Source organism: Clostridium subterminale (genome assembly GCF_039521425.1).
Classification (GTDB): domain Bacteria; phylum Bacillota; class Clostridia; order Clostridiales; family Clostridiaceae; genus Clostridium_J; species Clostridium_J subterminale.
In genome coordinates this window covers 509,411-534,053 of record NZ_BAAACI010000007.1, presented here as the reverse complement: position 1 = coordinate 534,053, position 24,643 = coordinate 509,411, and the positions used below count along the sequence as shown (strand labels likewise).

Sequence of the window (24,643 nt, the reverse complement as noted above, 5' to 3'; positions counted from 1 at the left end):
TGCATCAATTTGGATTTATTTAAATATGAATTTAAGAGAGCATTAAAAAAACCAATAACATTTTTATTCATTGCATTGATTATCTTTCTTGGCATAAATGTGTATACTGAAATGAGTTTTTTTAATTCAAAAATAAAATATAATAGAGAAATTCCTGAATCATATATTGCACTTGTTAATAGTAGAACCCACATAGAATCGATTAGAGAACGTGCTTCAAAGGAAAAAAAATATAATGAAGTAAGTATGTGGGATGATTTGCTTCATTATGCAGAAAATGCAGTAGACAGCTATGAAAAAGGCAATTATAAAGAAGCTTATAAAAATGATTTGATAGTTAATATGATATCCACTAGATTATTTTGTTCCATAGATGAAAGTAAACTTTTAAGGAACAACATTATTGACATATGGAATGAGCTATTACCCGAAATTGAATATGATACCTATAAAAGTTCATATTTATATATTAATTTTACAGCTGATGATATTAAAAGTTTTTGTGTACAAATGAAATATAGATATGAGCTTTATAATAAGGGTATTAGATATATTGACAATTACTCCTTAAACAATGTGACTTTTATTTATAATATGATAGATAAAGTTTTGCCTATTATAATATGTTTAGCTGTTATTTTAATTAGTTTCAATTGTATTAGTGATGAATATAGATTAGGAATAACTAAAAATATTTTAGCTCAGCCGTTTAAGAGAAATAAATATTATATAACCATGGTACTAGCTAACTTGTTAGCTGTTTTCCTTATTGTAGTAGTAACAATTTTAATATTGAGTTTATTTGTAGGAGCTTTATCAGACTTTCATTCCTTTGATACACCAATTTTAACACATAACAATCAATGGAATGCTTTGAGTATAAAAGGCATGGATTTAAAAGAAGCGTATAATGTTACCTTACAAAAGGCATATTTAGGACCTGTGGAGATTAGCCATAATGATTTAGGAAAGAACCTATTTAATAGTGTAGCTTTTATAAGTTTTAGAAGATTTTTAATACAAGCTTTATCATTGTTTTTTGTGTATACTTTCTTACTTACAACTATTTCTGTATTTGTATCTTCAATATTCAAGGATAAAATAAAATCATTAATAGTATTAATAGTTATTAATGCCATAGGCTATATAAGCTCATATTTTTATCCAAGCATCTTTAATATATTTAGTATGAGTAATGCAACAAAAATAATAACGGGAAGTATTAATTTCACATTACTGGGAAGTTTCATTGTGTTATTCATAGGTACATTTATTTCTATATTAATCAGTACAAGTTATCTTAAAAGAAAAGATATAACTGGTTAGGGAGGCGATTAAATGATTAAAGCAATAAAATTTGAGTTGAGGAAAAACATTAAATCAAAAAAAAATAAACTATTATGCCTAGGGTTTATAATATATGTAATAGTTTTCAGCATATCTTTAGTTTACAAGGAGAAGGAATATGATAAAAATCAACATACTGTATGCGAATATAATTTGATAGAATATGGAAGTATTATAGGCTATAATACAATGCTGCTAAAAGATGTAGATGATTCTAGCGAATTATATAAAAAGATACAGAAAGAGAGTAATTTTTATCAATCTCAACATAGCAGTGATATGATTATAAATGGTATCTTTTCTAAAAAAATAAAAGGACATAAGAGTTTATTAGAAGATGAAGTTAATTTCACTAAAGCCCTTAAAATTAAATATGCTAGTATGAAAGAAGCATATGAAAATGGAGTTATTGATGATGAATTCTTAGAAAGGAGGGGTTTATCTATTAACCAAGTAGAGCGTGACATAGAATATATGGATAATTTACTTCAGTCTAAAACCCCAATTATCGTCAATCCATATACACTTAATGGAGCTAATTTTTTAAAGAATTTTTTTACTGGATCTAATCTAATCATAATTTTAATATTCATCTTACTATTTACCATAGATTCCTATGCTCTTGAGTTAAGAGAAGACAGCTATAAAACCCTTTATACATCTCCAATAAAGAGAAAATCAATATTGCTATCTAAAATATTAGCATCATATACCTTAGTTTGTTTTATCCTTCTAATGGTACTAGCAATTGCATTTGTGGTAGTTTCTCTTATATTTGGCTGGGGTAAATTACTATATCCACTATCTATAAATGAAGGGGTAACTAATTTAAATCCTATAATTACAAATATGAATCAAGGATTTATTCAATTATATAAATTGATAATAGTTGATTTTGTTAATTTTATGGTTTTAGTATTATTTGTTATTGTATTTAGTACTTCATTATCAGTAAGAACTAACAGTGAAATGCTAAGTTTTGGCGTACTCCTTACTATTATAATGTTGTCATATATAATGCACTCAATAGATGCATTTATGAATGCAAATAGATTATTTAATCCTATATACTATATTTTCTATGAAGACCTAATGTCATCACAGTTAAAGGTAAATCATTCATATGGGATATTACTACAACTTTTACTTTCAACTTTAATAATAGTAATAACCACGTTTAAGTTTAAAAATAAAGATTTAGTTGGAATTAGAGGGGAGTAAGATAATGAATAAAAAAGTGTTAGCTGTATTTACTATTATAGTATTTGTTCTTTGTCTAGTAGGCTGTGATAAAGTAAAAAAAGGTGAAGATCAAGTTGATAAAACAGATGATAATAATCATTATGTTTCCTATGAAAATATAGAACTTGACCAACTAAAAAGGCCTGAAATAGGAGAAACAATAGCTATTATAAAAACTAATTATGGAGAAATAAGATTACGACTATTTGAAGATATTGCTCCTAAGGCTGTAGAAAATTTTAAGACCCTAGCAAAAGAGGGGTTTTATTCAGGGCATGCTTTTACTGCAATGGGGGTAGTATCTGCTGGTATAGGTAAGATAGGAGAACCAGATTATGAAGGTAAAAGTATATATGAAGGTGGATTTGATATTGAAATAGATAATGATTATGCTATGCTCTATGGAAGTGTAGTTATCCCAAGGAGGATAAAGGTTGATGGAAAGAATTTCAGTAATTTCTGTATAATTGATAAAAATTTCTTAACCGATGAGGAAAAGAGTAATCTAAGTGGTTATGGATTTCCAGAAAAAATAACAGAGGCATTTGAAAAAATCGGGGGGAATGTAGTTAACAAGGATGAAATTACTGTATTTGGACAGGTGTTTTATGGAATGGATACTATTGAAAAAATGCGTGAAGTTAAAGTAGGATCTATGGGTGAGCCCCTTGATATAATAGAAATTGAAAGTATAGAATTAAAAGAATATGAAGGGGATATATAATATAGGAGGTACCTTATGAGTAATCATTTAGTTGAAGTTAATAATATAAATAAGACCTTTGGAAGAAAAAAAGTCTTAGATAATGTATCTTTTTTTATTGATAATAATGAAATAGTCGGCTTTGTAGGTCCTAATGGGGCAGGTAAGTCTACAACTATGAAATGTATAGCAAGTCTTATTTTCCCAGATCAAGGTTCAGTAACGGTATCTGGATATGATGTAAAAAGAGAAAGAGAGTTAGCTCTTAGTCAAATGGCTTCTTTAATAGAATCACCAGGTTTATATTTAGATATAAGTGGCAGAGAAAATATTAAATTATTTGCAAGTCTAAGAAATATAAAAGAAGAAAGAATAAAAGAAATATATGATTTTACAGGATTAAAAGAAGATCTGGATAGAAATGTTAATGGATATTCAATGGGAATGAAACAAAGACTAGCCCTAGGCATTGCACTTTTAAGTAAGCCTAAATTTTTAATTCTAGATGAACCAACAAATGGCTTAGATCCAACGGGAGTTATTCAATTGAGAAATACCTTATTAGAATTAGTTAAAAATGAAGATATCTCTATTTTGTTTTCATCTCATCAATTAGGTGAAGTTGAAAAGTTAGCTGATAGACTTATTTGTATCAATCAAGGGAAAATAATAGAAACTCCTATGAACATTTTAGAAAAACAAAAATACTTAATTAAAGTAGATGATATGGACAAAGTGATTGAAGTATTAAATAATGAATTAAAAGAATTGAGTTTCGAAAAACTTGGAAAAGATACACTTGTTTTTGATCTAGTTGAAGAAGAATTAATATCTAAAATTCTAAAGGTTATTTTAGACTATGGTATAAATATTATAGATATTACAAAGGAAAAACAGGATATAGAAGTTGTTTATAAAGAAATTTATAAATCATAATAGAAATACACCGTACTTTAGGAGGAAATTGTGATAAAGTCATTAAAAGATACCATTTCTTATATCTATAAAATATCTCCATTATATTTTTTTCTTAATATGTTATTTACTTTATTGAGGGGAGTATCTTCTGGATTTTTAATTTATGCAACTAAATTGCTAGTTAATACAATTACGAATACAAATACTCAGCAAGTAGTATTTATAAGGTCACTATTTATATATGCTACTATTAACATAGCAATATTATTAATATCCATAATTTTTGGAATTGTAAATTCAAAGCATCAATTACTATTAGACAATAGAATGAGTTTAGATGTGCTAAATAAATGTGTAGATTTAGAATTGAAGGACTTTGAAAATTCTGATATTTATGATATGTTGGGTAAAGCACAAATGGAAGGTCAAACAAAGGTATATTTAACTTATAAAAGTATTATGGATATGTTAATGCAGATTACTTCACTACTATCGGTAATATCAATATTACTAACTATGAATTCTAAGATATTCATATTGGTTATAATAACACCATTAATATCCATGTTTCTAAATTATAAAATAGGCAAAAGAAATTATAAGATGAGAATGGCTAGAATAAAGAATGTGCGTAAAACATCGTATATTAGTTACTTGCTGAGCAATGATGTTAGTTATAAAGAAATTAAGATGTTTAATTTAGGAGGATACTTATTAGATATATTTTCTAGATTAAAAAATAAATTACTAAAACAGGATTTTGAAGTTATTAAAGTAAAAAGTATTTATGACATTACTTTAGGTGTACTTGAAGAGGGTATAAGTATTTTCGTTATTTTATATATAGCTAATATGACCATGAGAGGCGAAATTTTAATAGGTTCTATGGTTGCGTATATTGATAGTATAGGTACAGTTCAAAGTAATTTAAATATATTCTTAAATAGGATACCTGAAATATACAACAACTTATTATATGTAGATCAGTATTTTAAATTGTTAAATTATAATAATAAAGTTAATCAAAAAGAGAAAATAGCTATTAATGAAATTAAAAAAATTGAGTTAAAAAATCTATCTTATTCTTATAATGGAAAAAATAATATGGTTTTAAGAAATATAAATACTACAATTACTAAAGGTGAATTAGTGGGAGTTGTAGGCGAGAATGGTAGTGGCAAAAGTACTTTTATTAAACTTATCTGTGGTCTTTATGACAATTATCAGGGCGAAATTTTAATTAATGATGTAGAGTTAAAAAATATAGACACTGAAAGTTTAAGAAATAAAATAAGTACAGTTTTTCAAGACTTTAATAAATATGAATTTACTATGCGTGAAAATATAGCCTTTGGGAATATTAACCAATTAAGAAATGATGAACAAATTTATTCAATATTAGAAAATGTAGAGTTGAAAACTAAAGTTGAAACATATTTGGATAGAATTGATACACAAATGGGGTTATGGTTTGATGGTGAGCAACTTTCAATAGGGCAATGGCAAAAAGTTGCTATAGGTAGAGCACTTATTAGAGATTATGATTTAATAGCATTAGACGAACCTACATCTGCTTTAGATGCAAAATCAGAAAGGAATATTTTTAATGTTCTAAAAGAACAGTGTTTAAATACTATAGGAATTTATATTACTCATAGAATTAAGAATATTGAATCAACTAAGTCAAGGGTAATAGTATTTAAAGATGGAGAAATAGTAGGTGATGGAATGCATGATGAATTAATAATCAATTGTACAGAGTATAGGAAATTACTAAATAAAGATAATGAATAATTCAAAGATATTATAAATTGCATATATGAGTTAATAAGAGGTTCTATATTAGAAGAAGTATTCTTATGTTAATGAAGAACTATAGAAGCACTAAATGATTCATTTAAAATTTTTTATCAATGGCATAGCAAAGAAAAGGGAATATAAGATGAAGATAAACTTGATGAATATATTGAAATTCATCGAGTTTATTTGTTTTAATAATCCTTATTTTAACTGTGAAAGGAAGTTTGAAATAATTTACATAATATTGTATACTGACATAAGAGGATGGAGGATTAAAATGGAGATATTTTTACCTATAGTAATGTTCATTTTAGGAATTGGAGTAATAATAAAGGGTGGAGATATATTTGTAGACTCAGCTATGTGGATTGCTGAGGTAACAGGAATACCTAAAATTATTATAGGGGCAACTATCGTAAGTTTAGCAACGACTCTTCCAGAGTTTTTTGTAGCTTCAGTGGCCACTATTATGGGCTCTCCTGAGATTGCAGTGGGCAATGCTATAGGAGCAATAATTTGCAATACAGGACTTGTTCTTGCTATTTCTATGATTGCAATGCCTGTAAAAGTAGAAAAAGAGAGGTTTATGCCAAGAGCTTTTATGATGATAATATCTATGGTCTTACTATTACTTTTCTCTACAGATGGGAATATTAATAAATTAGAAGGAATGATTCTATTAAGTTTATTTGTATACTATGTAAAGAAAAATATAAAGGCTGCTAAAAGAACTCTTGAAATTCCTGATGATATTGCAATTTCTGAGGAAGAAATTAATTTTAAGAGAAGACTAAAAAAGAGAGAATTTGCAAAATATATAATTATATTTATAGTAGGCGCAATACTTATAGGGTGTGGGGCAAGATTGTTAGTTGTAAATGCACAAATTATAGCAAGGTATTATGGGGTTACAGAAGGGATAATTAGTTTAACTATTTTGGCCTTAGGAACCTCATTACCAGAATTAGTTACAGTTTTAACTTCTATATATAAGAAAGAAAGTGGAGTTGCAGTTGGTAATGTTATTGGTGCAAATATACTTAATATAACTATGACAATAGCTAGTAGTAGTATTTTAGCAAAGGGTGGATTAATACTAAGGTCTAGAAATGTTTATATATTTAACACACCTTTTATAAACTTTAATCAAACTATACTTTTAGATATTCCAGTGGCTCTAGTATTGATGTTACTTGTAATTTTACCTATATCAACTAATGGAAGATATTCCAAGAAGAATGGAATAATGCTTCTTAGTGTTTATATAGCATACATAAGTTTTTTAATTTTGATAATATAATTAAGTTGTTTTATAGGAGGCAATAAGAAATGAATAGTTCTATAAGTTTAAATATAAAAAACCTTCAAGAATCAGTTAATGAATCACATATAGAAAATTTAAAACCTATGATAATAGCAGCACACAACACTCTACATAACAGATGTGGTGCTGGAAATGATTTTTTAGGATGGCTTGACCTACCAACTAATTATGACAAAGATGAGTTTGAAAGAGTAAAGGTAGCAGCTAAAAAGATACAAGAAGGTTCAAAAGTTCTTATAGTAATTGGTATCGGTGGTTCATATCTTGGAGCTAGAGCTGTCATAGAAGCAATGACAGGACCCTTCTTTAATAATATGAATGATGATAAGAGAAAAGTTCCAGCAGTATATTTTGCGGGAAATAATATAAGTTCTACTTATTTGTCTCAACTTATACAGATAATAGAGGATAGGGATTTCTCTATAAATGTTATTTCAAAGTCTGGAACTACTACAGAGCCTGCCATAGCCTTTAGAATATTTAAAGAAATTATTGAGAAAAAGTACGGCAAGGAAGAAGCTAAAAATAGAATTTTTATAACAACAGATAAAGCAAAGGGAGCTCTTAAAAAATTAGCAGATACAGAAGGGTATGAAACCTTTGTAATTCCTGATGATATAGGAGGAAGATTTTCTGTTCTGACACCAGTAGGATTACTTCCAATTGCAGTAGCAGGAATAAATATAGATGAGTTATTACAGGGAGCAAGAAACGGAAGAGAAAACTTTAGTAGTGAAGATGTAGACAGAAATATTTGTTATAAATATGCTGCAGCAAGACATCTTTTATATGAAAGAGGGAAAACTACAGAAATTCTAGTAAACTATGAACCTTGTCTACAATACTTTGGAGAGTGGTTTAAGCAGCTTTATGGAGAAAGCCAAGGTAAGGATGGAAAAGGTATATTCCCTGCAGCCGTTAACTTTTCAACAGATCTTCACTCCATGGGCCAGTATATTCAAGATGGAATGAGAAATATATTTGAAACTGTAATAAATGTAGAAGAGCCACAAATAAATTTATCCATAAAAGAAGATGAAGAAAATGTAGATGGGCTTAATTTCTTAGCAGGAAAAACTATAGACTTTGTAAATAAAAGAGCTATGGAAGGAACAGCCCTTGCTCATGTAGAGGGTGGAGTTCCTAATATACTTATAAATATGAAAGCTTTAAATCCAGAAGCCATAGGAGAGCTTATATACTTCTTTGAAAAATCCTGCGCTATAGGAGGATATTTATTAGGAATAAATCCTTTTGATCAAGAAGGGGTAGAAGCCTATAAGAAAAACATGTTTGCATTACTTGGTAAGCCAGGTTATGAAGAACTTCAAAGGTCCTTAATAGAGAGGCTAGGTATTTAATTATGACTATTATAGTTGATGGTGATGGATGTGCAGGAAGAGGTATTATAGAAGAAGTAGCTAAGACTTATAAGGTTCCTCTAAAAATCTATTGTGATATACATCATGTTATAAATTTAGAATATGGTGAAGTTATAATAATGGATAGTGGCTTTCAAGCAGTGGATATGAAGGTTGCCAACGAAGCTAAAAGAGGAGATATCGTAGTAACTCAAGATTATGGAGTAGCAGCTATGGTTCTTGGTAAAAAATCCTATGCCATAAGTCCAAGAGGATATATATTTTCTGAAAATAATATAGATAAATTACTCTTTGAAAGACATATAAGTGCCAAGGTAAGACGTGGCGGTGGAAAGACTGGAAAACATAAAAAAAGAAATGAAGATGACAATATAAGTCTTAGAGATAATTTAATAAAGCTTGTAGAAAGAAGTCTAAGAGAAGAATAGAAAAACATAAATTAAGAAAGCACTTGTAGAAATATAATTTACAAGTGTTTTTTTACAAAGATTTTGTCTAATGAATTATCATATATAAAGTCGGTGATAGGTTGTTACATAATATGTAAGTGTAGTATAATATAGCTATGTTATGTAAGAATATTATAATATTTTAATCTATTGGGAATGTATATATACATTCTAGGGGGAATATGTATGAATGAAATGATTATTGGTACAAGCCTATCAAGTCCACAAGAAAAGGGGACTGAAATTAAGATATATATAGAAAATGAAATGTCAGAAAATTTGTTATATAAGTTTATAATAAATTGTGATGGCGGTTGGGAAACCATTAGAGATTTCCATGAGGAGGATTTTGCCTATTGGACACCTAAGGAAGATGGCAAATATATGATAATGGTACAATCTAAAAAAAGAGATGGGAAAAAACCTATTGAGTTCACATCTAGAATGGATTTTATTATTGGGTCTGTTGAAGAAAAACTAATAAAAGATATCATCATTAGCAATAATGAAATAAAGTTAGGGGAAAAAATAGAAATTGATGTTTTGCCTAATAAATTACCTATCATGTGTAAGTATTGGATAAAAGAAGAATGCAAATGGAATTTAATAAGAGATTATTCCATGGACACTAGTTTAAGTTTTACTCCAAATCGTGAAGGAGACATTGAGATTCTTATAGAGAGTAAAGAAGAAGGCTCAGTACATCAATTTGATGACTTTAAAAATGTAACCTTCAAAGTATTACCTATGGATCAAATAAGAATTAACAATATAAAGTGCTTAACAGAAGATTTGATAGTAGGTAATGAGTTAACCTTTGAGATTGATGCGCGCTTTGATGAAAATAGGGTTGTATTATACAAATTTATAAAGATTGATGAATATGGTAATATGCATGTAGTACAAGACTTTTCAAGTAAGAGGTTAGTCAGCTTCACAGAAATATTACCAGGTAAGTATAAGCTTTTATGTTTAGTGAAGGATATGTATTCCCACGAGAAGTTTGATGATAGGGGAATAATACATTATAGTGTAGATAAATATAAACCTATAAAAATTCTTAACTTTACTTCTGATTTAAGCTCACCACAGTTAGAAAAAACACCTATAGAGTTAAAGGCAATATGCTCTGGTGGAGATAAATTGCTTTATAAGTTTGTAGTAGATGGAAATTATCATAGTAGTTCTAATTTTACTACTAACAACAGTTATAAGTGGGTTCCGGAAAAAAGTGGTTTATATAGAATTGAAGTTCTTGTAAAGGATAGCACCTATAAGGACGATTATGAAGAGAAGGCAATTATGGACTTCGTTATAGATGAAGATTGTGCACAGAATGTATATATAAAAGAGATCAAGCTAAATAAGGACAAGCAAGTTCTTATCAATGAACCAGTTAAGTTAAATGTTGAAGCCACCGGTTCAAGAAATCTATTATATGAATTTATTGTAAAAAAAGAAGGGAAACAAGTCGAATTCATAGAATATAACGAAGAAGATAATTTGAAATTCACTCCTACTAAGGTAGGAAAATACGAAATAGAAGTTAAGGTAAAACATCTAAAATCTAAGAGAGACTATGATGTACATTCAGTGATATATATAGATTGTAAAGAATATATACCAGCTAAGATAGATTATATTCTTACAGAGAAGAAGTATATGTACCTTATAGGTGATGAAATAGTCTTAGAGGTGATAACAGAAAACACTAGTAATACTTTAACTAAATATAAAGTTGAGATCAATGGCAGAGAAGTTGAAACTACTGAATTCGGTAATGATAAGAAGTTTAAACTAATTCCAAAATGTGCAGGAGTATATACGGTAAAGATATATTGTAAAAATATATTTAGCACTAAGGAATATGACTGTAAAAAGGAACTGGTTTTAGACGTATTACAAGGAGTTCCAGTAACTAACTGCAAAATAACCTTAGATAGAGAAGTAATAAAGTGCAATGAGGATGTTAACTTCTATGTAGAATGTGATGGTGGAAAAGATAATTTATATGAATTTTATTTAATGGAAAAGGGAGAATGGAAGCTAATACAAAAGTATAGTAAGAAAAATTATTATACCTTTATGCCTTTCTATAAAGGGTTTTATAAGATATTGGCATTATGTAAAAGCTGTTACTCTAAAAGCGCCTATGATGACTATTCCATATATGAAATTCAGTGTAAGGAATAAGGCATCTTCAAAAAATAAATAGGTCAAAGATGCCTAATATAGTATAAGAAACAGAGGAGATGAAGTAATGAGTTACGATGTGGGTAGTGTTTATGGTGGAATAAATAATTATATAAACAGCATAGCTACAAATGGAACTACTAACAGTAGTATAGGTTCAACGAATAGTGGAATTACTCAAAATCAATATGTTAATGGACTAGGTATTGCCAACGACACCTTAAATTCTGGTACTAGCAGTGATGCACTTAGTGGACTTCTGAGTTTAGGTTTAATGTCAGGAAACTTTGGAGGTTCAGATAGCAACACTTCTTCAGGAACTAGTGGATTTAGTTTAATCATGACATCTTTACTAAAGGCCCTGGGTGAAAAAGAGAGACAAACTCAGCAGGGCATAGATCAAAATAATAGAGCTAATAATAGTTCTAATGGTATAAATGATATAAGTAATGTCATTGTAAGAGCTTTAGGAGGAGCAACTCCTTCCACAGTAGTAAGTGCTACAGGTACTGACTCTGAAAGAATTGAAAAAGCCATAGCTGATGCTTCTACTAAGTATGGAGTAAATGCTAATTTAATAAGAGCTATAATTAAAACAGAATCAAACTTTAATCCTAATGCAGTATCTCCTGCTGGAGCTAAAGGATTAATGCAGTTAATGCCTTGTAACATAGAGCACTATGGAGTTAATGATGCATTTAACATAGAGCAAAATGTTGATGCAGGTACAAGACACATAAAGGATTATCTTAAAACCTATAATAATGACTTAAACATGGCACTAGCAGCATATAACTTTGGACCAGGAAATATGTCATCTAGAGGAATAAGTAGCTCCAGTGACTTTTATAAATTACCATCAGAAACAAAAAATTATTTAGCAAAGATAAATAATTTAATATAATAAGAACTTAGAATAAACTAGATCTTAAGCTAGTGTTGAGCCTGTACTTATATTATTGACGCTCAGCCGTTTCGAAGCATTGATTTACTAGAGGATTTTAACATTCATAAATCTTAAGTAAATCTAATGCTCCTACAAATGGCATTCGCTAACAATAATATTAAAGTACAGGCTCAACATTTTATAAAGATTGGCAAATTATTTCGAAACAGCTTTTATAATATATACTAAATTAATTTTTCTTAACTCTTTCAAGAATAATAGTTGCTTCATTTTCATTAACAACACCATATATAAAGCTTCCACTTCCTTTTAGGTTAGGTATTATGTTAAATACCCTCCAGCCAGTTGATGCATATCCATTAAGTTCTTGTTCTAAATCTTCTGCACTGTTTAAATCAAATCGCCATTTCAAAACCTTATATTCATACATAGAAATATGTCCCCCTTGTGGTAATTATATTCTTGATATTTTATAATGTACATTTAAATAATACACATATACAAATTATAACATTAATTATAACTAATAAATATATTAATAAAATTCACGTAATTATTTTGAAAAATACATGGCGATTATCATGACTTTAGTAATGAGAGTAGGTAAAGACATATATAATAAAATTATGTTAAAATATTAGATATATTTTAAAAGTAATGTTAAAATGAATTTTGACTAATAATAATATTAATTTATATAAATTAGTTTATATAAAGTTAAACAATGAGTTAACATATACATAAACAGAGTTTTTAGCTTCTTTGAAGGTTAGAAATCGTTATCCAGGGACGTAGCAGCTCTTTACTCACACTTTGAAGAAGATAGGGGTATTAGAGTTGGTAGTCATCGGGCAAATTATTAATAAAGGATGGTATGACATGGAACGTTTAGATAAAATATTAGGAAATTTAGGATATGGAAGTCGTAAGGAAGTTAAGGTTAGTTGTAAAAATGGGGAAGTTGTAGTTGATGGAGAGGTTATAAAGGATAGTTCAACTAAAGTTGATCCAGAGACAGCAGTTATTGAGGTAAATGGAGAAAGGGTAATGTATAGAAAGTATGTTTACCTACTTTTAAATAAGCCAGCAGGAGTGGTAAGTGCAACCTTTGATAATTATGATGAGACTGTTATAGATTTATTAGATCCAGAATATCAAGTTTTTGAGCCATTTCCAGTGGGAAGATTAGATAAGGATACTGTAGGATTCTTATTGCTTACTAATGATGGAGCTTTAAATCACAAATTAATTGCTCCTAAAAACCATGTAGATAAGGTTTATTATGCAGAAATAGATAAGCCAGTGGATGAAAAAGATGTAGAGAGTTTTAGAAAAGGTATTGTCATAGATGATGGTTATAAGTGTATGCCAGGAAAATTAGAAATAATTTCTTCTACGGAAGATGGTTCTGAAGTTTTTGTTACAATACAGGAAGGCAAATTCCATCAAGTAAAGAGAATGTTTGAAGCTTTAGATAAGTCTGTTGTATATTTGAAAAGAGTTAAATTTGGACCTATGGAACTGGATGAAACCTTAGAAGAAGGAGAATATAGGGAACTGACTGAAGATGAAGTAGAGATACTAAATAGTCTATAGGAATTAATTTGAATATATATACATTTAATTGAATATAAAATATAATATGGGGTAAAGTGTAGAAAATTCAAATAAAATATAAAAATTAACAATTAGTTTATATTTTTTATTATAAATTTACTTGAAAATTTATAAAATTATATATATAATATATATATAAATAGAATAAATAACCCCTTTTTATTTATACGTATAACCTAACCCCAAGGGTTATACAAGTTATTTTATGTCGAATATAATTGTATATTATTGCAAGGAAAAAACCCATTGGTTACCCCCGATGGGTTTTTTCTCGTATAAGGCATCTGAAAATTCAATTCTTCTTGGAAAACATATGTTATATAAGATAAATCTAGAAATTACATAGTATATATTGTAAACTATATGTACTATGTAAATATATAATGTAAAAAACACATAACATAGATTTAATGGAGCAATAATAGTAAATAGGTATACTAATTATAAAAGGATAAATAATATGTATTAAGAAGATATATTACTTAAAGAAGAGAGAAGTTTGAGAGGACGTGTATTATGAATATAAGAGAAGTGCTTATAAGCTTTATGAAAGAGAAAGCTTATAAACCAATGAGTTTAAAAGAATTATCTAAAATATTTGGTATAGGTAAAAAAGAATCTAAGGAGTTTTCAAACCTACTAGATGAAATGGAGAAAGATGGAGAAATAATAAAAAATAGAGCAGAGCTATATGGTATTCCAGAGAGAATGGGCATACTTAAGGGGGTTTTTGCAGCTAACCAAAAGGGCTTTGGCTTTGTAATTGTAGAAGAAGATAGACCAGATATATTTATCCCTGCTAGTAATGTGAATAGTGCCATGAACAATGACATAGTACTAGTTAAAGTATTAAAAGATGAGAACAACGGTAAAAAATCTGAAGGAGAAATTATCAGAATTGTTGAAAGAAAGAATAAAAAATTAGTTGGAACCTATGAAGATAGTAGAAACTTTGGATTCGTTGTACCAGATGATAAAAAGATAGGCCAAGACGTATTTATTTCTAAAAATGATAGAAATGGAGCTAAATCAGGCCAAATAGTAGTGGTAGAAATAACTAGCTGGCCAGAAAAGAGAAGAAATCCTGAAGGGAAAATCATTGAAATCCTAGGAGAAAAGGGAGATAAAGGAATAGATATCCTAACTATAATAAGAAAGCACAATCTTCCTGAAGAATTCCCAATACAGGTAGAGGAATATGCAGAAAGAATAGAAGATGTGGTTCCTCAAAGTGAAATAGATAGAAGAAGAGACCTTAGAGATGTGACTATGGTTACCATAGATGGAGAAGATGCAAAGGACTTAGATGACGCTGTTTCAGTAGAAGTCCTTAAAAATGGAAACTTTAAGCTAGGAGTTCACATTGCAGACGTATCTCATTATGTAAGAGAAAATAATGTCCTTGATAAGGAAGCCTTTAAAAGAGGTACCTCTGTATATCTAATTGATAGAGTTATCCCAATGCTTCCTAGAAAGCTATCCAATGGAGTATGTAGCTTAAATCCAAAGGTAGATAGACTTGCTCTTAGTTGCTTTATGGAAATTGATCCTACAGGAAAAGTAGTAGATCATGATGTCTTTGAAAGTGTAATAAAAACTAATGAAAGAATGACCTATACTGATGTAACTAAGATTCTTAGAGATGAAGATGCTGAAACCATAGAAAAATATAAACACCTTCATGAAGAGTTTAAGAACATGGGTAGATTATTTGAAATCTTAAATAAGAAGAGATTATCAAGGGGGGCTATAGACTTTGACTTTGATGAATGCAGAATAATCTTAGATGACACTGGTAAACCAATAGATATCCTGCCACGTGAAAGAGCCATAGCCAATAGAATAATAGAAGAGTTTATGCTTATCTGTAATGAAACTGTAGCAGAGCATTTCTTCTGGCTTAATGCACCATTTGTTTATAGAATTCACGAAGACCCAGACATGGAGAAATTATTACACTTCAGCGAATTCGTATATAACCTAGGATATCATGTAAGATTTAAAGAAGATGAGATTCATCCAAGGGAGCTTCAAAAGATTCTAGAGAAGGTTAAAGGAAAGAAAGAAGAAACAGTAGTTAGTACTTTACTTTTAAGATCTATGATGAAAGCAAAGTATTCTCAAGTATGTGTAGGACACTTTGGTCTTGCTGCTAAATACTATTGTCACTTCACATCTCCAATAAGAAGATATCCTGACCTGGTAATTCATAGAATTATAAAGGAAATGATAAATGAAGGGTTAACTCCTAAGAGAGAAAAGAGACTAAAAACCTTTGTAGTAGATGCTTCAAGACAATCTTCTGACACTGAAAGAATGGCTGTAGATGCAGAACGTGAAGTAGATGACTTAAAGAAAGCTGAATATATGCTAGATAAGATAGGAGAAGAATTTGAAGGAATCATATCCTCTGTAACTAGCTTTGGTATGTTCGTTGAACTTCCTAACACCATAGAAGGTCTAGTTCACATTAGTGAGCTTCATGATGACTACTATATCTATGATGAAAAACATCTAGCGTTAATTGGAGAGAGAACTAAGAATATCTACAGATTAGGAGATGAAGTTAAGGTAGTTTGCTCTAAGGTTGACATAGATGCTCACGACATTTACTTTGAAGTAGTTAAACCACAAGCAGAAGAAGAGGAAGAAGAAATGTCCCTAGACATTGATGATTTAATTTTTGGAGAGTAAAGTATAGTTTAGAAGTAAAGGGACTTTCACAAAATTAACTAATCTAATAAAAATGTTGAGCATGCCCGTATATTATTAATAAAATAGAATATTTAGAGAACGAAAACTTAAGGATAAAAATTTAACATTATATAAGAAGAGATAAAATTTTATTTATTAAATTAAATATGATTTTATCTCTTCCTTTTTATGTAATTTACTAAAATTTAAGGGGTATAAATAAAAATATAGGGTTATTTTACATATAGGAGTGTGGAAATCAAAAAAAGATTGTTAAAAAGTTAAACAAATCAGATAATTTTTTAACAAAGTACTAGCATTTTTAGAAAAAGGTGGTATACTTAAATTATAAATGTTAAATAAATAACAAAATTTAAAGTTTGTATTAGGGAGGTTCATATTATGGCACGTTTTACATTACCAAGAGATATATATCATGGAGAAGGAGCGTTAGAAACTCTGAAAACTTTAAAGGGGAAGAGAGCTTTCGTAGTTGTTGGTGGCGGATCTATGAAGAAATTCGGATTCCTGCAAAAGGTTGAAGACTACCTAAAAGAAGCAGGTATGGAAGTTGAATTATTTGAAGGGGTAGAACCAGACCCATCAGTAGAAACAGTTATGAAAGGTGCAGAAGCTATGAGAAGCTTTGAGCCAGACTGGATAGTTTCTATAGGTGGAGGATCTCCAATAGATGCAGCAAAAGCAATGTGGATATTCTACGAATACCCAGAATTTACTTTTGAACAAGCAGTTGTTCCATTTGGACTACCTGAATTAAGACAAAAAGCAAAATTCGTTGCAATACCATCAACTAGTGGTACAGCTACAGAAGTTACAGCATTCTCTGTAATTACTGATTACAAAGCTAAAATTAAATATCCATTAGCTGATTTCAATATAACACCAGATATAGCAATAATAGATCCAGCGCTTGCACAAACAATGCCAAAGACTCTAGTTGCTCATACTGGAATGGATGCTTTAACTCATGCTATAGAAGCATACACAGCATCATTAAGATCAAACTTTTCAGATCCATTAGCATTAAAAGCAATTGAAATGGTAAAAGAATACTTAATAGATTCTTATAATGGATGTGAAAAATCAAGAAACTTAATGCACGAGGCTCAATGCCTTGCAGGAATGGCATTTTCAAATGCACTACTAGGAATAGTTCACTCTATGGCTCATAAAACAGGAGCAGTATTCCACATTCCTCATGGATGTGCAAATGCAATCTTCCTTCCATATGTGATTCAGTACAACAGAACTAAATGTGAAGATAGATATGCAGACATAGCTAGAATGTTAAAATTAAATGGAAATACAGATTCAGAATTAACTGATTCATTAATAGAAATGATCAATGACTTAAATACAAAACTAAGTATTCCTCACTCAATGAAGGAATACGGTGTTACCGAAGAAGACTTCAAAGCAAATCTTGAGTTCATAGCTCACAATGCAGTACTTGATGCATGCACAGGCTCAAACCCAAGAGAGATAGACGACAAAACAATGGAAAGACTATTTGAATGCACTTACTACGGTAACAAAGTAGAATTCTAAGTAAGAGTCTAAATCTTTGATTTAGTTACTCGAACTTACTCATTGGAACAAAGTAAAAAGGGGTTCAATTGCAATAGAGGGGAAATAAACAATTTAGTTAGTGGAAGAAACTCCACTTATAAAAGTGGGGTTTCTTATATTATATTATTATTTCTGTTGAACTAAGGTACAGCAGATTTAAAAAATATCCTTATATAATTCATCAAATCAAATCAAATCAACTTGGAAGAGCTGTCTCAAAGTAGAATTGAAAAAATTCTACCGTGAGACAGCTCTTCTAAGTTCTACTCCAAATCTATGATTTGGTTAAGTAGAACTTACTCATTTGAGCGAAGAGAAAAGGAGTTTCCTTGAGACCAAGGGGAAAAAGAAATCTATGATTTGGTTAAATACTAGTTAAAAAGCCTCCCAATTGGAGGTTTAAATATTTGAGAAAATCCCTGAAACCACCACAGTACCAACAACTAGTTAAATAGTTCCCTAGTTATCTATTTATATAGTTTTATATAAACATATTTTTATAGGTAAATAGTTTTCTATAGAAATAGAGAAAAATAGAACAATTTAAGAAGTTTCCTATATAAATATTTTCAATTTTGAATAGTTAAAATGTAGCTACTCTCTAGGACACTTAAGTGCAGTGATATCAAGGCTTTAGCTATGGAAGAACATAAGAATATAAAAACATAAAAAGCTAAAAACATGGAAATTAGTGAAATTGAATTAATATGAAAATTATTTTTATATGTCTATAACATTTTAAAGAATTAAAATTAATATATTTAAAGGTTAATAATTACAATATTTTTATTTTAGGTTATAATAAAAATAGGTTATACTATACAATACATTTTAAATTTAGTAAAATCACATGTATAATGAGAAAATTATATATTAATGATAAAAGTAGGTGAAAACATGGCAAAGAAATTAGGAACTAAAACTTTAGTAGAAAATAGAAAAGCAAGACACGATTACTTCATAGAAGAAGCTATGGAAGCTGGAATAGTACTTGTAGGAACAGAAGTTAAATCTATAAGAGCTGGAAAAGCAAACCTTAGAGATAGCTATGCAGATGTATACAATGGAGAAGTTTTCGTAAAAAATATGCACATAAGCCCTTATGAGCAAGGCAATATATTTAATAAAGATCCTCTAAGAGTAAGAAAGCTACTTCTTCACAAAGGAGAAATAGATAAACTTTTAGGATTCACGGCTCAAAAGGGATACACTCTAATACCACTTAGCTTATATCTTAAAGATGGTAAAGTAAAAGTAAACCTTGGAGTTTGTAGAGGTAAAAAAGATTATGATAAGAGAGATGTAATGCTAGAAAAAGCAGCTAAGAGAGATATAGACAGACAAATGAAAGAGAAATACAGGTAACACTTTATTTTGCATAATAGAATTTTGCTATGAAGTATGGGAAGTTTAAATGGGGGGAGCGGTAAGATATGAAAAGAATAATTACCATTCAACATACTCAATCAGTTCACCATACCAATGGGATGATTGGTTCATGGACAGATTGGGATTTAACTAACCTAGGAAAAGAACAAGCAAATAACATTGGGATAAAACTTAAGGAAGAACTTTCAAAAGATAGTGTCTATGTTATGTATTCTTCAGATTTAAAAAGAGCAAGACAGACTGCTGAAATAGTAGGAAAGCATTTAAACTTAAAACCTATTATTAATGAAGCTCTAAGAGAACGTAACCTTGGTTCTGCTGTAGGTAAAAGTGTACAGTGGCTTAGAGAAAATCAAACAGCATGGGAAAAGACGATTGATGATAGATGTATACCAGATGTTGAATCAAGAAGAGAAACTTGGAATCGTCTAGAGCCTTTCTATAATGACGTAATAAGCAGCGATGATGAGAATATAATTATTGTTTCCCATGGGGATACATTAAGTATTTTTAACGCTATGTGGTTAGGACTAAAGCAAGAAGACCTTAATAACTGTGATTTATTTGGATTAGCAGGTGGAGTTTCTTATTTCATAGAAGATAACAATGGAAAACACATCATAAAGAGACTAAGTGATATGTCTTATATAAAATAAGTAGAATTACCTATATGCAATAAAATAAATTTATATTTGATTTGAAAGTATCATTAAAAGTGATACTTTTTTTATTTATATAGATTTGTCAAATACCATATGTAGAATCTAAAGGAAATATGTCCATAAACACTATAAAACTTTTTACAAAACTTTACTTGCTATAAGTATTGATATTGTTTATAATGAATATACGTGGTAATCACTAATAATTACCACTACCTAACATGGGGGCGTACTGGTTTCGACGGGGGTACGTGACATATAGGAAGCGAGTAGAGGGAACTCATGGGCCCGCTTTAAAAAACTATGGGATTAAAGATAAACGCAGAAGACAATTTTGCATTAGCAGCTTAGTATAGCTGCTCGTCCTACCTTTGAGTCCCACGGCTTAGGATAGGGCGCCGATTAGTGGGGAACCGAGCCATGGAAAGCTTTGACCATGGAACGGAATTTATGAAGCTACTGAAGTAGAAACCCGGTCTCTAGGGGTTCTATAGAGGGAATGTTAAAATAGAGACTGCACTCGGAGATGCTTATGTGGAATGGCTTTCGGACATGGGTTCAATTCCCATCGCTTCCACCATTTGGAAACTCTAACATTAAATGTTAGAGTTTTTTATTTTGCAAAAAATTATTTGAATAGGAATTTGTATGAGTGTAACAATGAAATATATTATTTATTTATTTATAGGTTTTTAAGGAGCAATACGTGGAATACTAGGATAGAAGATATCAGACTAAGCTATAATTCTATAAGATGTAAAGGCTCCTAGACAGTATTTAAGCTTAATAAGGGGAATATATAGGATTAAGATATAGTTAGTGCTTACAGAAGTGTAGGAATGATATGTCAACTTGCCTCCACAAATGAAACCTTTAACAGGAATGTATTGGGTCTTTTACTATTTGTGAGGAAGTTTAGAATTACAAAAGTTGAACCATAGCTTAAATGACGTAGACTTTCTATAAAGTTTTGAAATGTCTGGTGTGAATGGTATTGATAGCCTATAAAATTGTACAATGAACTTAAAAATTTTTATATGTTTATTTAAAAAAACTTTGTTATAATTAATTGAAAATGAGATAATTATTAAAAACAAGAAATATGTAGATAGCATAGAGTTACACTTTTATGAAAAGGTACTGAATTATTTCATAAACAATAAAGAAGGAGAATCCTCAGATTAGATGGCTTCTTCTTTTATTTTGTTTACAATTAAAATGTAAATTTAAGCAAAAATACCGATTTCCAATATTGGTAATATATTCTTAGACGGTGTATAATATTTATATTAAATGTCGGAATGGGGGATATGGTTAAATGGACGGAGGATATTATGCTATAAAAGGGTTTTGTTTTCAATATGATAGAACAATATTAAATATACTTAGTAATACCACTTTGGATGATGTAGTTGAGATAGAGCAAAAAGAAGATATTAGTAATAGTATGACAATCTATCAGATAAAATATAAAGAAGCTACCAATTTTTCACCTTCAACTATTAAAAAGCCAGTATGTCAGCTTATTGATATATTCAAGACTGATAAAAGGGACAGTGTATTATATGCGTATTTTAAGGACAAAGGGAAAGAAAGTAAGAGGTTAACAATAGAAGAATTAAATGAAATTATTGGTGATTGTAAAATAAAAACAAAGCAGTATGTATTTGACGAAGCATTAAAGCAGCGGTTCATACGTAAATTTACATTGGAGTTATCTGGAAATTATATTGATCAATTTGAGAATGTCATTGACAAAGTAAAAGAGACTTTTAGTTGCGATCAAGATAATGCTTTAATAATATACCCTCAAATATATAAATACATCGAAGGAAAGGTTATTCATAACAATCCTGATAATGTAGATAAAAGAACATGCACAAAAAGAGAGTTAATAAAGCATATTCATGAGAATAAAGAAATAATGTTTTTTTCAGCCTATAGCGAATTTATTGGTAAGGAGAAGTATTTAAACTTAATTAAGAAAAAATACTTTGTAGAAAGTAATATAAGTCCAACAGAGAGAATATTTGCTATTGAAGTTGAAAAGGATATGCCAGTTAGTCAGTTGAAGGAAATTGCTTTTGCTTTGAAAGACAGATTTTATAAGCCATATAAGCAGATGATAAAATCACCAGCCCCGTATATTGTATTTAGGGGACTTGACTCAAATAAGCTAATAGAATTGAAGAGTGAACTCATTAGTGAGGGAATAAATATTAGAGATGGGCATGGTTTTTATGGTAGTGGATTCAACGTAAAAAACATAACTGAAAAGTGTACAATACACAATAATATAGCCTTAAAGTTTGTAAATGATGAATCACAGCTTGATGCTATTGTGGATAGTATAGGAGCAACAAAGAAGATGTTTCACTTTAGTACTAAAAATTCAAGCACAATAAAATCAAAACAGAATCATGTGAAAATTAATATTGAATCACCAATTGATATTATAAAGGTATTTAAATAAAGGGGGAAACTATTGTGAGTGATGAAAGAGTTACGGCAGAGGTTATAAGCGTAAAACCAGATAAAGTAAAAATCTCTATAGATGATATTGAGGACTTTAAAATAGCAGAACAGGAGCTAAAAGTAGGTTCATACCTGCAAGTTTCCGATAATGAGGACGTTATACTAATTGCAATTATTGAGAGCTTTTCAATAGATTTAGTAGATGTCAAGAAAATGGATGAAAATGGAATGGTTGAAATTGTTACTGAAAGAAAGTACATAATAGAAGCTAGTCCTCTAGGTACTATTAAAGATGGGCGATTTTCAAGAGGTGGGGATACACTTTCAATACCACCTAAAAAGGTGGAACCAGCAGACTTAAAGTATATTAAAAGTATATTTGAGGATAGTATAGAAGAGGAAAAAAGGTTCTGTTTTTCAAAATTAGCTAGTAATCATGAAATTTGTGTACCAGTAGATGGTAATACGTTTTTTAATAAACACTTAGCAATAGTTGGAGCAAGTGGTTCGGGTAAATCTCATACAACAGCTAAGATAATTCAAAGTGCCTGTAATGTTAAAAATGATGGGGTAGAAGGTTTAAATAACTCTCATATTATTATATTTGATATCCATGGAGAATTTTCTACAGCATTTCCTAATGCAAATATATTAAATGTAGATAATTTAAAGCTTCCATACTGGTTGTTGAATGGCGAAGAGCTAGAAGAATTATTACTAGATTCAGGAGATAACAATAATTATAATCAGGCTTCAGTATTGAGAAAAGTAATAACATCTAATAAGCAATACAATAATAAAGATATATCTAGAGAAAAAATATATTTTGATTCCCCTTTAAATTTTGATATTACTCAAGTCGCCAATTGCTTTAATAACCTTATAAATGAAACTACAAATAGTGAAAATGATTTAGAAGTTAAGGTAAAAGCAAATAAACAAATATTTAGCTCTGATGAGGAAAAACTTGATTACTTCTTTCAGGAAATCTATGAATATGATAAACCTCAAAGAGCAAGTAAAGATAAAGATGGTATAAGTAAGGGTATATATAATGATGGTAAATTGGATAAATTTGTTTTTAGGTTTAAAGAAAAAATAAATAATAATAGGCTAAGGTTTTTATTTGATAAGGATTTAAAAGATATTACATTTGAAGAAGTTATAAGGCAATTTATTAGCTATAGAGATGATAAAAAAGCAAACGTAACTTTAATTGATTTAAGTGGTATTCCGTTTGATGTATTAAGTATAACAGTATCATTAATATCTAGAGTTTTATTTGAATATGGCTATTATATGAAAAGAAGATATGGAAAAGTTGATACCCCTCTTTTGCTTGTTTATGAGGAAGCACATAAATATGCTCCAAAATCGAGCCTAGTAAAATATCGTGCATCAACAACATCAATAGAAAGAATAGCAAAAGAAGGAAGAAAGTATGGAGTTACATTAGCTATTGTTAGTCAGAGGCCTTCTGAAGTATCAGAAACTATATTTTCACAGTGTAATAGTTTTGTTGCCATGAGATTAACAAACCCCGATGACCAGAATTATGTAAAGAAACTTTTACCAGATACATTAGGAAATATAACTGAAGTACTACCATCATTACAATGCGGTGAAGGATTATTGATAGGAGAATCAGTAATAATACCATGTATAGTCAAGATTGATGAATGTAGTAACCCTCCATCATCTAGTAATATTAATTACTTGGAAGAATGGAAAAAAGAATGGCAAAAGGTTAATTTTGGTGAACTTATTGAAGAGTGGATTAAGTAATAAAATAATACTTTTTTATAGGTCATAGAATAATGGTCTATGACCTATCGTATTAATGAAGCTTTTACAAAAAAATGTTGACTTTTGTATGAAATTTAAGCATAATACATTACCTATAAGCTGAAATAATAGGTTTATGTAGTTTTGAGAAAGGGAACTTTTAGAT

Annotated in this window: 18 protein-coding genes and 1 other RNA gene; 18 read left to right on the top strand and 1 reads right to left on the bottom strand. The window is 29.5% G+C overall.

The features are described 5' to 3' along the window. The first annotated feature begins 9 nt into the window (after positions 1-9). The 10 genes from ABDZ93_RS16075 (at position 10) to ABDZ93_RS16030 (ending at position 12,262) form a co-directional block, all read left to right on the top strand. Positions 10-1,326, top strand: a complete 1,317-nt coding sequence (locus tag ABDZ93_RS16075; protein WP_343827486.1) for an ABC transporter permease subunit — start codon at positions 10-12, stop codon at positions 1,324-1,326. 12 nt (positions 1,327-1,338) lie between these two features. Further along, complete coding sequence (locus tag ABDZ93_RS16070) at positions 1,339-2,568, top strand: ABC transporter permease (RefSeq protein ID WP_343827485.1); 1,230 nt, start codon at positions 1,339-1,341, stop codon at positions 2,566-2,568. Between the two features lie 4 nt (positions 2,569-2,572). Beyond that, positions 2,573-3,313, top strand: a complete 741-nt coding sequence (locus ABDZ93_RS16065; protein WP_343827484.1) for a peptidylprolyl isomerase — start codon at positions 2,573-2,575, stop codon at positions 3,311-3,313. 15 nt (positions 3,314-3,328) lie between these two features. Further along, on the top strand, positions 3,329-4,228 hold the full coding sequence (locus ABDZ93_RS16060; RefSeq protein ID WP_343827483.1) for an ABC transporter ATP-binding protein: 900 nt from the start codon (positions 3,329-3,331) through the stop codon (positions 4,226-4,228). 30 nt (positions 4,229-4,258) lie between these two features. Continuing rightward, positions 4,259-6,004 (top strand): ABC transporter ATP-binding protein, encoded by a 1,746-nt coding sequence (locus ABDZ93_RS16055; protein WP_343827482.1) that lies wholly within the window; start codon positions 4,259-4,261, stop codon positions 6,002-6,004. Positions 6,005-6,287: 283 nt separating this feature from the next. Beyond that, positions 6,288-7,310 (top strand): calcium/sodium antiporter, encoded by a 1,023-nt coding sequence (locus ABDZ93_RS16050; RefSeq protein WP_343827481.1) that lies wholly within the window; start codon positions 6,288-6,290, stop codon positions 7,308-7,310. A 29-nt stretch (positions 7,311-7,339) separates the two neighbouring features. Next, positions 7,340-8,695 carry a glucose-6-phosphate isomerase gene (locus ABDZ93_RS16045; RefSeq protein WP_343827480.1) on the top strand — a complete coding sequence of 452 codons (1,356 nt, stop codon included), beginning with the start codon at positions 7,340-7,342 and terminating at the stop codon, positions 8,693-8,695. A gap of 2 nt (positions 8,696-8,697) precedes the next feature. Then, on the top strand, positions 8,698-9,144 hold the full coding sequence (locus tag ABDZ93_RS16040; protein ID WP_035130421.1) for a YaiI/YqxD family protein: 447 nt from the start codon (positions 8,698-8,700) through the stop codon (positions 9,142-9,144). Between the two features lie 207 nt (positions 9,145-9,351). Next, positions 9,352-11,358, top strand: coding sequence for a triple tyrosine motif-containing protein (locus ABDZ93_RS16035; RefSeq protein WP_343827478.1), 2,007 nt, complete (start codon positions 9,352-9,354; stop codon positions 11,356-11,358). 67 nt (positions 11,359-11,425) lie between these two features. Further along, positions 11,426-12,262, top strand: a complete 837-nt coding sequence (locus ABDZ93_RS16030) for a lytic transglycosylase domain-containing protein (RefSeq protein WP_343827476.1) — start codon at positions 11,426-11,428, stop codon at positions 12,260-12,262. 232 nt (positions 12,263-12,494) lie between these two features. On the opposite strand, the gene ABDZ93_RS16025 is transcribed toward ABDZ93_RS16030, so the two are convergent. Then, positions 12,495-12,695 carry a DUF4177 domain-containing protein gene (locus ABDZ93_RS16025; RefSeq protein ID WP_343827475.1) on the bottom strand — a complete coding sequence of 67 codons (201 nt, stop codon included), beginning with the start codon at positions 12,693-12,695 and terminating at the stop codon, positions 12,495-12,497. A gap of 449 nt (positions 12,696-13,144) precedes the next feature. Between ABDZ93_RS16025 and ABDZ93_RS16020 the strand changes: the two genes are divergently transcribed. The 8 genes from ABDZ93_RS16020 to ABDZ93_RS15985 all read left to right on the top strand — a co-directional run bounded on the left by ABDZ93_RS16020 (position 13,145) and on the right by ABDZ93_RS15985 (position 24,477). Continuing rightward, entirely contained in the window at positions 13,145-13,861 is a 717-nt protein-coding gene (locus tag ABDZ93_RS16020) for a pseudouridine synthase (RefSeq protein ID WP_343827593.1), read from the top strand. Positions 13,862-14,398: 537 nt separating this feature from the next. Next, complete coding sequence (gene rnr, locus ABDZ93_RS16015; protein ID WP_343827474.1) at positions 14,399-16,576, top strand: ribonuclease R; 2,178 nt, start codon at positions 14,399-14,401, stop codon at positions 16,574-16,576. Between the two features lie 402 nt (positions 16,577-16,978). Next, entirely contained in the window at positions 16,979-18,145 is a 1,167-nt protein-coding gene (locus tag ABDZ93_RS16010; protein ID WP_343827473.1) for an iron-containing alcohol dehydrogenase, read from the top strand. A 918-nt stretch (positions 18,146-19,063) separates the two neighbouring features. Beyond that, complete coding sequence (gene smpB / locus ABDZ93_RS16005; protein ID WP_035131317.1) at positions 19,064-19,531, top strand: SsrA-binding protein SmpB; 468 nt, start codon at positions 19,064-19,066, stop codon at positions 19,529-19,531. A 68-nt stretch (positions 19,532-19,599) separates the two neighbouring features. After that, a complete protein-coding gene (locus tag ABDZ93_RS16000; RefSeq protein WP_343827472.1) occupies positions 19,600-20,211 on the top strand; it encodes a histidine phosphatase family protein in 612 nt (203 codons plus the stop codon). A 229-nt stretch (positions 20,212-20,440) separates the two neighbouring features. After that, positions 20,441-20,797, top strand: a transfer-messenger RNA (tmRNA) gene (gene ssrA / locus ABDZ93_RS15995). Positions 20,798-21,535: 738 nt separating this feature from the next. Further along, positions 21,536-22,690, top strand: coding sequence for a hypothetical protein (locus tag ABDZ93_RS15990; protein ID WP_343827471.1), 1,155 nt, complete (start codon positions 21,536-21,538; stop codon positions 22,688-22,690). A 14-nt stretch (positions 22,691-22,704) separates the two neighbouring features. Then, positions 22,705-24,477: an ATP-binding protein gene (locus ABDZ93_RS15985; protein WP_343827469.1), complete on the top strand. Its 1,773-nt coding sequence runs from the start codon at positions 22,705-22,707 to the stop codon at positions 24,475-24,477. Positions 24,478-24,643: the final 166 nt, after the last annotated feature.

Excerpts from the sequence above, each read along its gene's own strand:
- ABDZ93_RS16070 (WP_343827485.1), top strand. The coding sequence starts at position 1,339 with ATGATTAAAGCAATAAAATTTGAGTTGAGGAAAAACATTAAATCAAAA.
- ABDZ93_RS16065 (WP_343827484.1), top strand. The coding sequence starts at position 2,573 with ATGAATAAAAAAGTGTTAGCTGTATTTACTATTATAGTATTTGTTCTT.
- ABDZ93_RS16060 (WP_343827483.1), top strand. The coding sequence starts at position 3,329 with ATGAGTAATCATTTAGTTGAAGTTAATAATATAAATAAGACCTTTGGA.
- ABDZ93_RS16050 (WP_343827481.1), top strand. The coding sequence starts at position 6,288 with ATGGAGATATTTTTACCTATAGTAATGTTCATTTTAGGAATTGGAGTA.
- ABDZ93_RS16045 (WP_343827480.1), top strand. The coding sequence starts at position 7,340 with ATGAATAGTTCTATAAGTTTAAATATAAAAAACCTTCAAGAATCAGTT.
- ABDZ93_RS16040 (WP_035130421.1), top strand. The coding sequence starts at position 8,698 with ATGACTATTATAGTTGATGGTGATGGATGTGCAGGAAGAGGTATTATA.
- ABDZ93_RS16035 (WP_343827478.1), top strand. The coding sequence starts at position 9,352 with ATGAATGAAATGATTATTGGTACAAGCCTATCAAGTCCACAAGAAAAG.
- ABDZ93_RS16030 (WP_343827476.1), top strand. The coding sequence starts at position 11,426 with ATGAGTTACGATGTGGGTAGTGTTTATGGTGGAATAAATAATTATATA.
- ABDZ93_RS16025 (WP_343827475.1), bottom strand. The coding sequence starts at position 12,695 with ATGTATGAATATAAGGTTTTGAAATGGCGATTTGATTTAAACAGTGCA.
- ABDZ93_RS16020 (WP_343827593.1), top strand. The coding sequence starts at position 13,145 with ATGGAACGTTTAGATAAAATATTAGGAAATTTAGGATATGGAAGTCGT.
- rnr (WP_343827474.1), top strand. The coding sequence starts at position 14,399 with ATGAATATAAGAGAAGTGCTTATAAGCTTTATGAAAGAGAAAGCTTAT.
- ABDZ93_RS16010 (WP_343827473.1), top strand. The coding sequence starts at position 16,979 with ATGGCACGTTTTACATTACCAAGAGATATATATCATGGAGAAGGAGCG.
- smpB (WP_035131317.1), top strand. The coding sequence starts at position 19,064 with ATGGCAAAGAAATTAGGAACTAAAACTTTAGTAGAAAATAGAAAAGCA.
- ABDZ93_RS16000 (WP_343827472.1), top strand. The coding sequence starts at position 19,600 with ATGAAAAGAATAATTACCATTCAACATACTCAATCAGTTCACCATACC.
- ABDZ93_RS15990 (WP_343827471.1), top strand. The coding sequence starts at position 21,536 with ATGGACGGAGGATATTATGCTATAAAAGGGTTTTGTTTTCAATATGAT.